Raw genomic sequence first — 13,185 nt, forward strand, 5'->3', positions numbered from 1 at the left:
GATTCAGACGGTGACCGGTGCGCGACGGCGAACCGGGGCGATCAGGCCGACGGCAACGACGGTGAATACCAGGCCGAGAGCGAAGTAGCCGCGATAGCTGTCGGTGAGGGCGTGCACGACGGTGGCCACGCCGAGTCCGGTGGCGGCGGCGAGCTGGTGGATCACCCACGCGGGCGCCAGCGTGCGGCCCATCCGCGCGGGGTCGAGACCACGCGACAGGATGGCCATGGTCAGCGGGATGACAGGGAACGAGGCGATACCGAACAGCACCGCGACCACGACCAGCACCCCGGGCCCCGGCACGAGCACCGCGGGCAGCAACGCGGCGAGGCGCACCGAATACAGCACCCGCAGTAGTGACTCCGGTGGGTAGTGCCGCAGCAGACGCACCATCGCGGCCGAGGTCAGTCCGGCCGCCAGCGCGGCCAGCGCCACGAGCCTGCCCGCACCGGCCACCGACCAGCCCTGCTCCACCGCGTGTTCGGGCAGCATCAAGACGACCACGTACAGGGTCGCTGCGTGGAAACCGAAGGACACCAGCACTTTCCACCGATCAGCCAGCGATTCGCCGGCGCCGCCGCTGGTCGTCGCCCGCTGATCGGCGGGCAGCACCAGCCACAGCACAGCGGTGGCACCCAGACCGACCGCGCCGAGCAGCGCGAAGGCGCCGCGCACACCGATCGGGTCGAACAGCGCGGTCGCCGCCCAGGGCGTGATCAGCTGGCCGAGGTTGATGCCGATCGCGGCGCGTGCCATGGCCGGGCCCACCTGCGGACCGTGTGCCCGCCCGAGCAGGGTGGTCACGGTGAGGGTCGACGACGACGCGAACCCCAATCCGCCGAGCACCATGTAGGCCGTGACGAACTGCCAGGTCTCGGTCACCGTGGCCAGCACCAGATAGCTGCTCGAGATCAGCGTGAGGCCGCCGATCAGCACGAGCTTGGGCCCGAGGAGATCGAGCAGCCTGCCGATACCCTGCTGCGCCAGGCCGGTGACCGTGGTGCCCAGCGCGGCGGCCACGGCCAGCGCCGTCGCCGACACCCCGTACGAGGCGGCCGTCGGTGCGAAGAACACACCCATCGTGAAGTTGAGCCCGAACGAGACGGTCATCGCCGTCAGCCCCGCCCAGGCAAGATGCTCACGTCGCATGCTCACCATCCCTAACCGTCTATAGTTATTTGAACGGTTACAACAGGCAGATGTCCGGCCCCATTCCCTTCTCGGGAAGTTCAGTCGTCGGGAATCGATTCGCCGCGGGCCCGGATCCGGCGGGTATCGCCGACGGTCCGGCTCGCATCGTCACGGAATCGACGTGGCGCTGGAACGACCAGTCCCCCGGCATCTTTCGCCGCGCATCCGGCGCGTGACACACGAACGGCGCGTTCACCATGAGGTGAACGCGCCGTTCGGACGAGAACGAACTAGCGGCCGATCGCGGCGGCCATCACGCGGGTGGCCGAGATCAGGCCGTCGATCAGGTTGCCCTGACGGAACGAGGCCAGTGCGGCGGTGACGCCGAGCTGGCAGATGCGGTCGTTGGCGCGCTCGGCCACGTTCGCACCGGAACGGACCTCGATCGCACCCTGGTTCGGGGACACGGCGATGAGCACCGAATCGGCCGACTCCGGGGTGTTCGGCAGGATCGCGTCGGCACCGGCCGCCGGATCGGAGCCGAGGTCGCCGAGGTAGATGTTGAAGCGGACCTTGGTGGCGCGGGTCGCCTCGGTGAGCGCGTTGTCGAGGGAGATGCGCTCATGATCGGTGAACGGCACCTCGTCGAACACGGTGCCGGGCTCGTGCACACCGGACACACGGCCGCTGCTCGTGAGGGCGAACCCGTGCGGCAGGTCGGCCTCGACCACCGCGGGCCAATTAGAACTTGCCACTTGCCCGGCCTCCGATCAGCTCCGCATGCGCGGTTTGGAGAGCCGCATGACTGCCATGCGGCTCGGCGGTGTGGTGCCCCGCCGCGGCGGTCACCTCATCGGTAGCACTCCACAGCACCGGCCGGTGGGTCCACTTCTGCCCGAGTGCGAAGTGGGCCGGCTTCTCACCGGGGAATGGCTTACCGAGATAGGACAAACCCGCGATCGCGAAGTAGATCGCGGCCGGGATGCCGACGAAGATCAGCACTGTCTCGAGAATGCTCACGCACCAACGGTAGACGATGCTGTGTAGTAGTTCATCCTCCGGCTGGCAGTTCCCGCACCGCGTGTCCGGCGCGGCTACACCAACCAGGCCGCCGCGTTCGGTGGCAACCGGTCGTCGGCGACCGGAGCACTCGACAGCAGCACCTCCCCCGGCGGCAGCTGGATCGGGCCGTCCGAGGCGTTGAGCACGCAGATCAGCCCGCCCGGCCGACGGAAGGCGAGGCAGCCGTCGGGACTGCCGTACCACTCGATCCGCTGGCCCGCGAACTCCGGCCGGGTGGCACGCAGGTCGATCGCCAGCCGGTACAGCGACAGCGTCGAGTGCAGGGTTTCCAGCTGCGCCTCGACGGTGCGGTCGGCCCAGTCGGCCGGGATCGGCAACCACGGCGTACCCGCGGTGAAACCGAACGGCGTGGTCGGGCCCTCCCATGGCATCGGGACCCGGCAACCGTCACGACCACGTTCCTTGTGGTTCGTGCGCTCCCACACCGGATCCTGCAAGACCTCCTCGGGCAGGTCGTCGACGTTGGGCAGGGCCAGTTCGGCGCCGTTGTAGATGAACACCGCACCGGGCAGGGCGAGTTCGACCATCATCATCGCCCGCGCCCGCGCGATGCCGGCCTTGCCACCGCCGTAACGGGTCACCTCACGTTCGATGTCGTGATTGGACAGCGTCCAGGTGGGTGGGGCGCCCGCGTCGGCGACCGCGTCGAGGGAGTGCGTGATCGCGTCGTGGACGCCCTGCGCGGTGAAAAAAGTCTCGGCGAGGCGGAAGTTGAACGCCAGGTGCAGCTCGTCGGGACGGACGTATTCGCCGAAGCGCACGTTGTCGTCGACCCACACCTCGCCGATCGACACCGCGTGCGGATAGTCGTCGAGCACTGTGCGGATGCGGCGGTGGATGGCGTGCACACCCGGGTTGTTGAAGCGGGGATCGTCGTCGTCGTGGACGAGCATCTTGGTCTCGACCCGGTCCATGTCGGGCAGGCCCTCGGGCTTGGCCATCCCGTGGGCGACGTCGAGGCGGAAACCGTCGACGCCACGGTCGAGCCAGAAGCGCAGGGTCTTCTCGAAATCGTCGGCGACCTCCGGGTTGTCCCAGTTCAGGTCGGGTTGTTCGGGCGCGAAGATGTGCAGGTACCACTGCCCTGGAGAGCCGTCGGGTTCGGTGATCCTGGTCCAGGCGGGGCCGCCGAAAATGCTCGGCCAGTTGTTGGGTGGCTCCTCCCCATCCTTGCCTCGACCGTCCCGGAAGATGTAGCGAGCCCGTTCCGGGCTGCCCGGAGCAGCCTCCAGCGCCTCGGCGAACCACGCGTGTTCGATGCTGGTGTGGTTGGGCACCAGATCCATCGTCACTTTGATCTCGCGGTCGTGCGCCTCGGCGATCAACTCGTCCAGCGCCCCCAGCCCGCCGAAGAGCGGGTCGATATCGCGCGGATCGGACACGTCGTAGCCACCGTCGGCCTGTGGTGACCGCATCACCGGACAGATCCACAGCGCGTCGACGCCCAATAGCTCCAGGTACCCCATCTTCTCGCGGACCCCGCCCAGGTCACCGACACCGTCACCATCGGAGTCGGCGAACGAACGCGGATAGACCTGATAGAACACGGCGGTTTTCCACCACGGAGCGGTGCTTGCTTCCCCCGGCACCGGCGAGGCAGGTGTCTGTGTCACACCCGCAATATTGCCAAAGATCGCCCGCAATATTCATGTGGGGCGAGACTTTCTGCGAATCCGGCAAATCACCAGCGTTCGCCACGCCACAGCGAAACATCGTGGTAAAGGGCGGCATCGATGCGAAACCGGGCGGCCATCTGCTGGTCATCAGCGAACAGCGGGCACCCGTAGGCTCAGGTGAGCCCTAATAGGGCTCTCGTACCGCTACGGCGCGTTTTGCAGGGAGGCCGCTGCCATTTGGAAGTAGTCCAGCAGGGCTTTGCGGTGTTCGTCGTCCAGGATCGACGGTTCGATCTCACCGACCGCGATCCGCATGCATCGCATCCAGGCGTCGCGCTCGAGCGGCCCGATGACGAACGGATTGTGGCGCATGCGCAGCCGCGGATGCCCGCGCTCGTCGGAGTAGGTGCGCGGCCCGCCCCAGTACTGTTCGAGGAACATCCGGAACCGGCGCTCGGCCGGACCCAGGTCCTCCTCCGGGTACAGCGGGCGCAGGATCTCGTCGGCCGCGACCTCGCGATAGAACACCGACACCAGTCGGCGAAACGTCTCCGCGCCGCCCACGGCTTCGTAGAAGGAGGTCGTTGTCTGCTCACCGGAAGTCACGAGCTCCATTGTGCCCCGATCACCACGGTCACGAACGCGCTGCCCTTCAACCACAGTTCATCCGGAAGTTTGAAAAATAGCCGTGCAATACCGCCGGAACCATGGTCAACTGAGGTCAGTATCGGCCCCAGATACCACATGATCCTGCCAATCATGAAATTGAGGTCAAGAGGATGAAGCAGCGACCGAGCGCCCGTTCACACGAGGCGCGCACGCACCGACAACTCCAGCCCGCCGACGTCCACAATCGTGGCTCGGGGGCTGTTCCGCTGCATATCCTGTCCGATCACCATCCGGGCGCACACGGTCTTCACGACCTGCCGCATCTCCCCGCGCCTCTGCATCTCGCCGGAGACCACGACGCCGCCGCATGGCGCAAACGCCGGGTCCTCCTCCTCAACGCCACCTACGAGCCGCTCACCGCGCTGTCCGCGCGCCGCGCCGTCGTGCTGCTGATCTGCGCCAAAGCAGACGCCGTCCACGACGATCCCGAAGGACCGGTCCTGCATTCCGCGGGCTCCGAAGTAGCGATTCCGTCTGTCATCCGCCTGCGCACCTACGTGCGGGTGCCCTACCGCGCCCGCGTGCCGATGACCCGCGCCGCGCTCATGCATCGCGACCACTACCGGTGCGGGTACTGCGGCGGCAAGGCCGAGACCATCGACCACGTGATCCCCCGCAGTCGCGGCGGCGAGCACTCGTGGGAGAACTGCGTCGCCAGCTGCGCCCCCTGCAATCACCGCAAGGCCGACAAGATGCTGGCCGACCTAGGCTGGCACCTGCGCCACCCGCTGGTCTCGCCCAAGGGCCCGCATTGGCGGCTGCTGTCCACCACCGCCGATCTGGATCCGATCTGGTTGCAGTACCTCGGCGAAGGGGCCGCCTGACACCGCGCTCGATCGGCTCAGGCGCTCTCGATGACCATCGTCGCCCACGTTCCCGGCTCGAGAGCTTCGAAGATGTGGGGAAGATCGCCCAGGTAGCGGATGTAGTCGCCGGGGCGCATCTCCACGGGCTCGTCCGCCGGGCCCGCCATGGCGCGGCCCGCCGCCAGGACGACATGCTCGACGACGCCGGGGCTGTGGGGATCGGAGCGACGGGTGTGGCCGGGTTCGGCCGCGATGCGGTACACATCACAGCGCGTGTGTGACTGGCCCGCTGCGAGCAATGTCACCCGATAGTCGGCATCGGCCGAGGGGACGGGCGCGCCCTCGTCGGCGCGGATCACCTGAACATTGGCCCGCGGCGGATCGAGCAGCCGGGAGAACGGCATTTCGAGGGCGACGCACAGCGCCCACAGGGTTTCCAGGCTGGGATTGCCGGTGCCCGATTCCAGTTGCGACAGTGTGGATTTCGCGACGCCCGCCCGATGGGCGACCTCGGTGAGCGAGAGACCGGCGCGGGCGCGCTCACGACGCAGCGCCGCGGCGATCACCGCCTGGGGCGGTCCGACGACGGGGTCCTGCCGGTCCATCTACGCCTCCTGGGGGCTGGCGATACCGCGTTGACTTTACCCACCCGGTGCGTTCAATATAAACAACATGCGTTCGATCTGGCGAACACTCGACCGGAGAACCGTGGCTGCCGTAGCCGCGGCGTGCCTTGCCGTCGGCTTGTTCGGTGTGTCCTATGGCGCGTCGACGATCGCGGCCGGGTTCCCGATGTGGATGCCGATCGTGATGGCGGTCACGGTGCTGGCAGGCGGCTCGGAATTGCTGTTCTTCGGGATCGTCGCGGCCGGCGGTAGTCCGCTGGCGGCGGTGGTGGCCGGGCTGCTGCTCAACGCGCGCCACCTGCCGTACGGATTGTCGGCGCCCGAGGTGTTCGGGCGCGGCTGGAAGCGAGTGCTCGGCATCCACGTCCTCAACGACGAGTCGGTCGCCTTCGCCACCGCCCCCGGTGATCAGGAACGCAAACGCGCCGCGTACTGGGCCTGCGGTATCGGCGTCGCACTGTGCTGGCCGCTGGGCGCCACCCTCGGCGCGGCATTGGGTTCGCTCGTGCCCGACACCTCGGCGCTCGGCTTGGACGCGGTGTTCCCCGTGATCCTGCTGGCGCTGATCCTGCCCGCCCTGCGCGATCGGGCGACAGTGCGCCCGGTACTGGTCGGCGCCGGATTGGCCGTGTCGGTCGCGCCGTTCGTTCCAGCGGGGCTCCCGGTGCTGATCGCCCTGGGCGGACTGGCCTTCGCCCTGCGCCCACCAACCCCCGCCGCCGAGCAGGTAGCGGCATGAACGCGCCGTATCTGCTGCCCGCCATGCTGGCGCTCGCCGTAGGAACCTACGCACTACGATGGACCGGCCCCGCGATGCGCCATCGGCTGCGGCTGTCCCCCAGGGCAATCCATCTCCTGGACACCGGCGCCCTCATTCTGCTCGCGGCACTGGTGGCAACAGCCACGCTGCCGACCGGCTCCGGCCACCTGGGCATCGCCCTACCCGCCGGTGTCGGTGTGGGCGGAATCCTCGCGTGGCGGCGCGCCCCTCTACTCGTCACCGTGCTGGCAGCAGCCACGACAACCGCTCTGCTACGCCTCGTCGGCGTGCACTGACCGCCGAGCGACCGCACTGCCGACCACGCTGTCCACCCATGACCGCCACGACGGTACTCCCAGGCCGCCCCGCAACCCCTCGGGTGCGGGGTTACCGCACCCGAGACCCCGATCCGCCCAACTCAACTGGGCGACAACGGAATCCCGCCACCCAACCGCCGCGCGACAGACCCGTACCGAGCATCCAACCGCAACCACGTCCGAGTAGCCCGCACCCGCACCAGCTCCGACGGCTGAATCCGACGCGACTCCGCCTTCTCCCCCGCGTGCGGAATGAAATCCATCGCAGTGAGCGCGAAGACAACGCGCATCGGCACCTGCACCTCGAGATCACCGGCCCCGGTAACCGTGAGAACCGACTGGTCGAGAAGAGACGCGGGCGGCCCTTTGGGCCCGCCGTGTTCGCGCGCCACATCCGCGCCACGTTCAGCCAGCTCCACCAGGGTGCGCGCCGGAACGTCATCCACATGCGAAAAGCCGTCGGTCGGTGGAAGGGCACCGCGCCAGGCGGAGTCCATCGAGTAACCGAGGTCGATCGGATGACCGGTACCCAGTCCCGCGAGCACCGAGTCCGCACCGACGGTGACATCGTCGACACCGAGTTCCGCCGTGATCGTGCGTACCGCCAGAGTCTCGAACCCCGTCGCCACCCACGCGGACACGAGACTGGATCCACGCCGCCGCAAACGGACGACAGCGGCCGGGTCCAGCCGGAGGGCACGGCCGAGGAAGGTGGCCAGGTTCTCGCGTTCGGCCGGGTCGGGCGTGTGGAGCACCCGCTGTTCGGAGGAGCTCACGAAATCAGGCCCGCCACAGTGTCAGGTAGTCGCGTTCGGTCTCGCTGAGCCTGCGCAGACGCTGGGTGTCGATGTCGAACGCGGCGAGCTGGGTGGTCGCGATGACCGCGGGCGGCGAATCGGGGGCCGCACCGTTGGCCCGCACCTCGTAACCGATGGTGAAATCGACCGCGCGCAATTGCTTGACCCACATGGCGATGTCGAGCGGGGTGTCCTCGTGCCGCAACTGCCCGCGGTACTTCACATGCAGGTCGACCAGCACACACCCCTGCCGCCCCATCGACGCCGTCGGCTTGTCGTCGTCGAACAGCCACGGAATCCGCGCCTCTTCCAGCAGGGTCACCATCCGAGCGTGGTTGACGTGCTGGAACACGTCCATATCCGACCAGCGGATCTCGACCTTCGCGTGAAAACGCTGCGGCAACACCAGCTCCGGTGCGGGCGTGGCGGTGTTGCCGTTCGGCGAACTCGTCACCGTGGTACCTCCGATTGGGCGCCCACCCCGCTCACCATGCTCCGCACCTGTCGCGCGGCAACCGACAGTGTGGCGAGGTCGTGGGTCCCGGACTCGAACAGTTCCGACAGTGCCGCGCGCGCACGGCCCAGCCGGGACTGGTTCTTCGACTCCCAGTATGCAATTTTTTCGTCGGGAGTTTCTTCTGGGTCACCCGCGGACAGCACATCGAGGGTGAGCGAACGCAACGAACCGTACATGTCGTCGCGCAGCGCGAGCCGGGCCAGCGCGTGCCAGCGATCGCCGCGTTCGAGATGGCTCACCGCCTCGAGCAGCCAGTCGATCTTGAGATGATCGTTGAGCGCGTAGTACAGGGCGCCCACCTCGGCGCCGTCGCGATCGGTGATGTCGGCGATGTCGACGATGTCGAGCAGCGGGAACAACCCGAGCAGCCCGAACACCTCGGTGGCCAGGTCGGTCGGCGCACCGCGGGCGATCAGCTCGGCGGCGCCCTGGGTGAGGGAGGTGACATGGTGCCCGCGCAACCAGCCCGGCACCTGCGGCGCCAGTTCCTGCACCCGGCGGTGATAGCGGTTGATCTCGGCGCCGACCGCGATCGGCTGCGGCCGGTTACTCAGCAGCCAGCGCGATGCGCGGTCCAGCGTCCGCTTGGATTCCAATTCGAGCAGGTCACAGACTCCGGCGGCGGCGTCGGCGCCGCGGATGCGCGACCACACGTCATGGAGCTGGAAGATCTCGGTGGCCGCGGCGAACGCGCGCACCGTATCGGTGGTGGTGGCGCCGACCTCTTCGTTGAGGCGGTGGGCGTAGGTGATGCCGCCGTAGTCGACGACCTCGTTGACGATCATCGTGGTGACGATCTCGCGGCGCAGCCGGTGCTTCTTGATGGCGGCGCCGAACTGTTCCCGCAGCGGCGTCGGGAAGTACAGGGGCAGCTTCCTCGCGAAATAGGCGCTGTCGGGCAGGTCGGTGTCGAGCAGGTCGGCCTTGAGGCCGAGCTTCACGTGCGCGAGCAGGTTGGCCAGCTCGGGTGAGGCGAGCCCGGCACCCTCCTCGCCACGGCGAGCCAGCTCAGCGGTCGACGGCAACGCCTCGAGCTCCCGGTCGAGGCCGCGTCGCTGTTCGAGGTCGGCGATCACGCGACCGTGCACATTGAGCATCTGGGGCGCGTCGGTGCGGGCGATACCGATCAAGGTGTTCTGATCGACGTTGTCCTGCAACACCATTCGAGCGACCTCGTCGGTCATCGAGGCCAGCAGCGGGTTGCGGTCGGCGGGCGCGAGACCACCCGCGCTGACCACGCCGTCGAGCAGGACCTTGATATTGACCTCATGGTCGGAGCAGTCGACGCCCGCGGAGTTGTCGAGTGCGTCGGTGTTCATCTTGCCGCCCGCACGGCAGAACTCGATCCGGCCGAGCGCGGTGGCCCCCAGGTTGCCACCTTCGCCGATCACCTTGACCCGCAATTGGTTTCCGTCGACGCGCACCGCGTCGTTGGACTTGTCGCCCACCTCGGCATTGGATTCGGTGCTCGCCTTCACGTAGGTGCCGATCCCGCCGTTCCACAGCAACTGCACCGGTGCGAGCAGGATCGCGCGCACCAACTCTGGCGGCGAGAGCGTCTGCACCGAGTCGGGCAGGCCGAGCGCCGTCCGTGCCTGCGGCGAGATCGGCACCGACTTCACGGTCCGCTCGAACACCCCGCCGCCCTCGCTGATCAGGCTCCGGTCGTAGTCGGCCCACGAGGATCGCGGCAGCGCGAACAACCGCTCACGTTCGGTGAAGGAGCTCGCGGCGTCGGGGTTCGGGTCGAGGAAGATGTGCCGGTGGTCGAACGCGGCGACCAGCCGGATGTGCGGCGAGAGCAGCATGCCGTTGCCGAACACGTCACCGCTCATGTCACCGACGCCGACCACGGTGAATTCCTGGCTCTGGGTGTCGATGTCCATCTCACGGAAGTGGCGTTTGACCGCTTCCCACGCCCCCTTGGCGGTGATCCCCATCGCCTTGTGGTCGTAGCCCGCCGAGCCGCCGGAGGCGAAGGCGTCGCCGAGCCAGAAGCCGTAGCGGGTGGCCACATCGTTGGCGATATCGGAGAAGCTGGCGGTGCCCTTGTCGGCGGCGACCACCAGGTAGGTGTCGTCGCTGTCGCGGCGGACCACGCGATCGGGCGGCAGCACCGCGCCGGTGGCCAGGTCGACATTGTCGGTGACGTCGAGCAGCCCGGAGATGAAGGTGCGGTAGCAGGCGACGCCCTCGGCGATACTCGCCTGGCGGTCGACGGCCGGGTCACCGATCGGGGCGGGCGGACGCTTCACCACGAAACCGCCCTTGGCGCCGACCGGCACGATCACCGCGTTCTTCACCGCCTGCGCCTTCACCAGGCCGAGGATCTCGGTGCGGAAGTCCTCGAGCCGGTCCGACCAGCGCAGGCCGCCACGCGCCACCGAGCCGAACCGCAGGTGCACGCCCTCGACCCGCGGCGAGTACACGAAGATCTCGAATTGCGGTCGCGGCTTGGGCAGTTCGGCGATCTCGCGCGGCTCGACCTTCAGTGCCAGGTAGTCACGTGGGCGACCTTCGTCGTCGAGAACATAGTTGTTGGTTCGCAGCGTGGCCTTGATCAGGCCGAGGATGGCACGCAGGATGCGGTCGGCGTCCATGCTGACCACCTCGTCGATCCCGGCCCGCACCCGCGTCTCGAGCTCGGCGGCGGCCTCGGCGGAGACGATGGCCGGATCGAACCGGGCGGCGAACAGGTCGACGAAATCGCGCGCGACCTCCGGATGGGCCAGCAGCACGCGGGCGATATTGACCTGGGAGTACGGGAATCCGGCCTGCTGCAGGTATTTCGCGTACGCGCGCAGGATCGCGACCGACCGCCACGGCAGGCCGGCACGCAGCACGAGTTCGTTGAGACCGTCGGCTTCGGCCCGGTCGTACCAGACCGCCTCGAAGGCATCGGTGAACCGGGTACGCAGGGCGTCGAGCTGGCCGGGGGCCTCGAGCAGTGCGGCGTCGAGATCGCCGCCCAGTGCGTTGCGCAGCAGCTCCGGACGAGCCTGCAAACCGAAATCGTAGATCCAGCGCTCGGTGCTGCCTTCGTGTTCGAGCTGGTAGGGCCGTTCGTCGACCACCTCGACACCCAGGCTCTGCAAGACCGGGAGGACCTGGCTCAGTGAGACACCGGAACCGGCGATGTAGAGGCTGAAGCGCCACGAACCGGGCGCCGCTTCGGGCCTGCGATAGAGGTGCTGCCGGATGCCGCCTTCGGTGAGTCGCTCGAGGCGCACGATGTCGGCCAGCGCGCGGGCGGGCGCGAAGTCCTCTTTGTAGCTTTCGGGCAGCGCCTCCGAATACCGTTTGACCACAGCGGGATCGAGCACGGTGGAGGAGGCGACCGCGTCACCGATCCGGTCGTCCCAGGTGTGACTGGCCGCGTTGAGCAGGCCCTGCAGACGCAGCCGGTTGTCCTCCGAGGTGTCGGGTCCTGCCTCGCCGGTGGACTCGGCGGGCATCATCACCGTGAAATACACACTGGCGAGCTCACTTTCGCTCACCCGCGCCGAGTAGTCGATATCCACGCCACCGAGTTCGGCGACCAGGATCTCCTGCATCTCCAGGCGTACGGCGGTGGTGTAGCGATCGCGCGGCAGATACACCATGCAGGCCACGAAGCGGCCGTAGCCATCGCTGCGCAGGAAGAGCCGGACCTGCCTGCGCAGGCCGACGCCGAGCACCGCGACGGCGGTGCGGCGCATGGTCTCGGTGTCGGCCGAGAACAGTTCGGTGCGCGGGAACGACTCGATCACCTCGAGCATCGCCTGCCCGGAGAAGGAGTCCTTGTCGAACCCGGCGCCCTCGATCGCGGTCCGCACCCGGCGGTTGATCACCGGGATGTCGAGCACGTTCTCGTGCACCGCGCTGACGGTGAACACGCCGATGAACAGGTGCACACCCACCTCGGCGCCCGTCTCGTCGACATCGGCGACACCGACGAAGTACGGGTACACCGAGCGGTGCACGGTCGCGCGCACCAGACCCTGGGTGAGCAGCAGCAACGGGCGGTCTTCACCGTTGATGGGCACTTTGAAATCGGTGCCGACATCGGGACGGAGCACACCCAGGCTCGCACCGGGCACCACGGTGGACACCGTGTGGCCGTCCTCGACACCGCGTCGGTAGCGGGCATAACCCAGCAGGGTGAAGTTGCCCGCGGCCAGCCACCGCAGCAGCTGGGCGCAATCGGCCACATCGACGGCGGGGAACGGCGTGGAGCCCTGGGCGGCGGACCGGTCGAGCGCGTCGGCGAGCGAGCTCTGCACCGCGGCCATGGCCTCGGTGTCGTCGATCACCTGGCGGACGTCGTCGATCACCTCGGGCATGGTGCGTTCGATGTGATCGAGTTGGGCCCGGCCGGTCGACGGGTGCAGCTGCAGGTGCATCCACGATTCGGTGAGCCCGGTCGCGCCGTGGCCGTCCACCTCGTGCGCCGCGGCGCCGGTGAGGTGGCCCTTCTCGTCACGGACGACCTCGAAGATCGGGTGGATCACCTCGGAGACGCTCACCTGCATCCGGCCCAGCGCCGCGGTGATCGACTCCACCAGCAGCGGCATGTCGTCGGTGACGACCTGCACCGCGGCGCCCATCCCGGTCCCGTCGTCGGGATGATGCACCCGCACGCTGGCTTTACCCGGCATCCGAACGGCGGCCAGTTCCATGTGGTGCCGGAAGATCTGGGTGATTCCGGGGATCGGGAAGTCCACGTCACCGGCATCGACGTGTCGGAAATACGCCTCCTCGAGAGTCGCGAGATCGCCGCGCAAGCTCTGCGGCATTCCCGCGGCCCACGCCGCGCTGGAGATTTCCGACGAGACCGTCATCGTTTAGCCCACTCCCATGGATTGTGGTTCGCTTCGATTTCGC

The 13,185-nt window shown here is 68.0% G+C and carries 12 protein-coding genes; 3 read left to right on the plus strand and 9 right to left on the minus strand.

The features are described from left to right. Nucleotides 1–3 precede the first annotated feature (3 nt). The 5 genes from ACFULV_RS22070 to ACFULV_RS22090 form a co-directional block, all read right to left on the minus strand. Nucleotides 4–1,149, minus strand: a complete 1,146-nt coding sequence (locus ACFULV_RS22070) for an MFS transporter (protein ID WP_378659477.1) — start codon at nucleotides 1,147–1,149, stop codon at nucleotides 4–6. 272 nt (nucleotides 1,150–1,421) lie between these two features. Next, nucleotides 1,422–1,886 carry a DUF5130 domain-containing protein gene (locus tag ACFULV_RS22075; protein WP_378629927.1) on the minus strand — a complete coding sequence of 155 codons (465 nt, stop codon included), beginning with the start codon at nucleotides 1,884–1,886 and terminating at the stop codon, nucleotides 1,422–1,424. Then, nucleotides 1,873–2,151, minus strand: coding sequence for a hypothetical protein (locus tag ACFULV_RS22080; protein ID WP_378659480.1), 279 nt, complete (start codon nucleotides 2,149–2,151; stop codon nucleotides 1,873–1,875). The genes ACFULV_RS22075 and ACFULV_RS22080 overlap by 14 nt, the downstream gene beginning before the upstream one ends. 74 nt (nucleotides 2,152–2,225) lie before the next feature. Then, on the minus strand, nucleotides 2,226–3,827 hold the full coding sequence (locus tag ACFULV_RS22085; protein ID WP_378659483.1) for a glycoside hydrolase family 13 protein: 1,602 nt from the start codon (nucleotides 3,825–3,827) through the stop codon (nucleotides 2,226–2,228). 207 nt (nucleotides 3,828–4,034) lie between these two features. After that, nucleotides 4,035–4,445 (minus strand): globin, encoded by a 411-nt coding sequence (locus ACFULV_RS22090; protein ID WP_378659486.1) that lies wholly within the window; start codon nucleotides 4,443–4,445, stop codon nucleotides 4,035–4,037. A gap of 164 nt (nucleotides 4,446–4,609) precedes the next feature. Here ACFULV_RS22090 and ACFULV_RS22095 point away from each other — a divergent pair, with 164 nt between their 5' ends. Next, nucleotides 4,610–5,323 (plus strand): HNH endonuclease, encoded by a 714-nt coding sequence (locus ACFULV_RS22095; RefSeq protein ID WP_245914276.1) that lies wholly within the window; start codon nucleotides 4,610–4,612, stop codon nucleotides 5,321–5,323. Between the two features lie 17 nt (nucleotides 5,324–5,340). Here the strand turns inward: ACFULV_RS22095 and ACFULV_RS22100 are convergent, their stop codons facing one another. Further along, nucleotides 5,341–5,910, minus strand: a complete 570-nt coding sequence (locus ACFULV_RS22100; protein WP_101464034.1) for a helix-turn-helix domain-containing protein — start codon at nucleotides 5,908–5,910, stop codon at nucleotides 5,341–5,343. Between the two features lie 67 nt (nucleotides 5,911–5,977). Between ACFULV_RS22100 and ACFULV_RS22105 the strand changes: the two genes are divergently transcribed. After that, on the plus strand, nucleotides 5,978–6,670 hold the full coding sequence (locus ACFULV_RS22105) for an AzlC family ABC transporter permease (protein WP_378659489.1): 693 nt from the start codon (nucleotides 5,978–5,980) through the stop codon (nucleotides 6,668–6,670). Further along, nucleotides 6,667–6,987, plus strand: a complete 321-nt coding sequence (locus ACFULV_RS22110) for an AzlD domain-containing protein (protein WP_378659492.1) — start codon at nucleotides 6,667–6,669, stop codon at nucleotides 6,985–6,987. Before ACFULV_RS22105 ends, ACFULV_RS22110 begins: the two co-directional genes overlap by 4 nt. Nucleotides 6,988–7,109: 122 nt before the next feature. Here the strand turns inward: ACFULV_RS22110 and ACFULV_RS22115 are convergent, their stop codons facing one another. The 3 genes from ACFULV_RS22115 to ACFULV_RS22125 are packed head-to-tail and all read right to left on the minus strand — an operon-like array spanning nucleotide 7,110 to nucleotide 13,142. Further along, nucleotides 7,110–7,784, minus strand: a complete 675-nt coding sequence (locus ACFULV_RS22115; RefSeq protein ID WP_378659494.1) for a hypothetical protein — start codon at nucleotides 7,782–7,784, stop codon at nucleotides 7,110–7,112. A gap of 4 nt (nucleotides 7,785–7,788) precedes the next feature. Continuing rightward, nucleotides 7,789–8,214, minus strand: coding sequence for an acyl-CoA thioesterase (locus ACFULV_RS22120; protein WP_378630034.1), 426 nt, complete (start codon nucleotides 8,212–8,214; stop codon nucleotides 7,789–7,791). Between the two features lie 41 nt (nucleotides 8,215–8,255). Beyond that, nucleotides 8,256–13,142: an NAD-glutamate dehydrogenase gene (locus ACFULV_RS22125; RefSeq protein ID WP_378659497.1), complete on the minus strand. Its 4,887-nt coding sequence runs from the start codon at nucleotides 13,140–13,142 to the stop codon at nucleotides 8,256–8,258. Between the last annotated feature and the right edge of the window lie 43 nt (nucleotides 13,143–13,185).

The organism is Nocardia sp. NPDC057272, from assembly GCF_042668615.1.
Classification (GTDB): Bacteria; Actinomycetota; Actinomycetes; order Mycobacteriales; family Mycobacteriaceae; genus Nocardia.

What these genes read in the sequence shown, in the direction of transcription:
- ACFULV_RS22070 (WP_378659477.1), bottom strand. Translation starts at nt 1,149, where the DNA reads ATGCGACGTGAGCATCTTGCCTGGGCGGGGCTGACGGCGATGACCGTC.
- ACFULV_RS22090 (WP_378659486.1), bottom strand. Translation starts at nt 4,445, where the DNA reads ATGGAGCTCGTGACTTCCGGTGAGCAGACAACGACCTCCTTCTACGAA.
- ACFULV_RS22095 (WP_245914276.1), top strand. Translation starts at nt 4,610, where the DNA reads ATGAAGCAGCGACCGAGCGCCCGTTCACACGAGGCGCGCACGCACCGA.
- ACFULV_RS22100 (WP_101464034.1), bottom strand. Translation starts at nt 5,910, where the DNA reads ATGGACCGGCAGGACCCCGTCGTCGGACCGCCCCAGGCGGTGATCGCC.
- ACFULV_RS22105 (WP_378659489.1), top strand. Translation starts at nt 5,978, where the DNA reads ATGCGTTCGATCTGGCGAACACTCGACCGGAGAACCGTGGCTGCCGTA.
- ACFULV_RS22110 (WP_378659492.1), top strand. Translation starts at nt 6,667, where the DNA reads ATGAACGCGCCGTATCTGCTGCCCGCCATGCTGGCGCTCGCCGTAGGA.
- ACFULV_RS22125 (WP_378659497.1), bottom strand. Translation starts at nt 13,142, where the DNA reads ATGACGGTCTCGTCGGAAATCTCCAGCGCGGCGTGGGCCGCGGGAATG.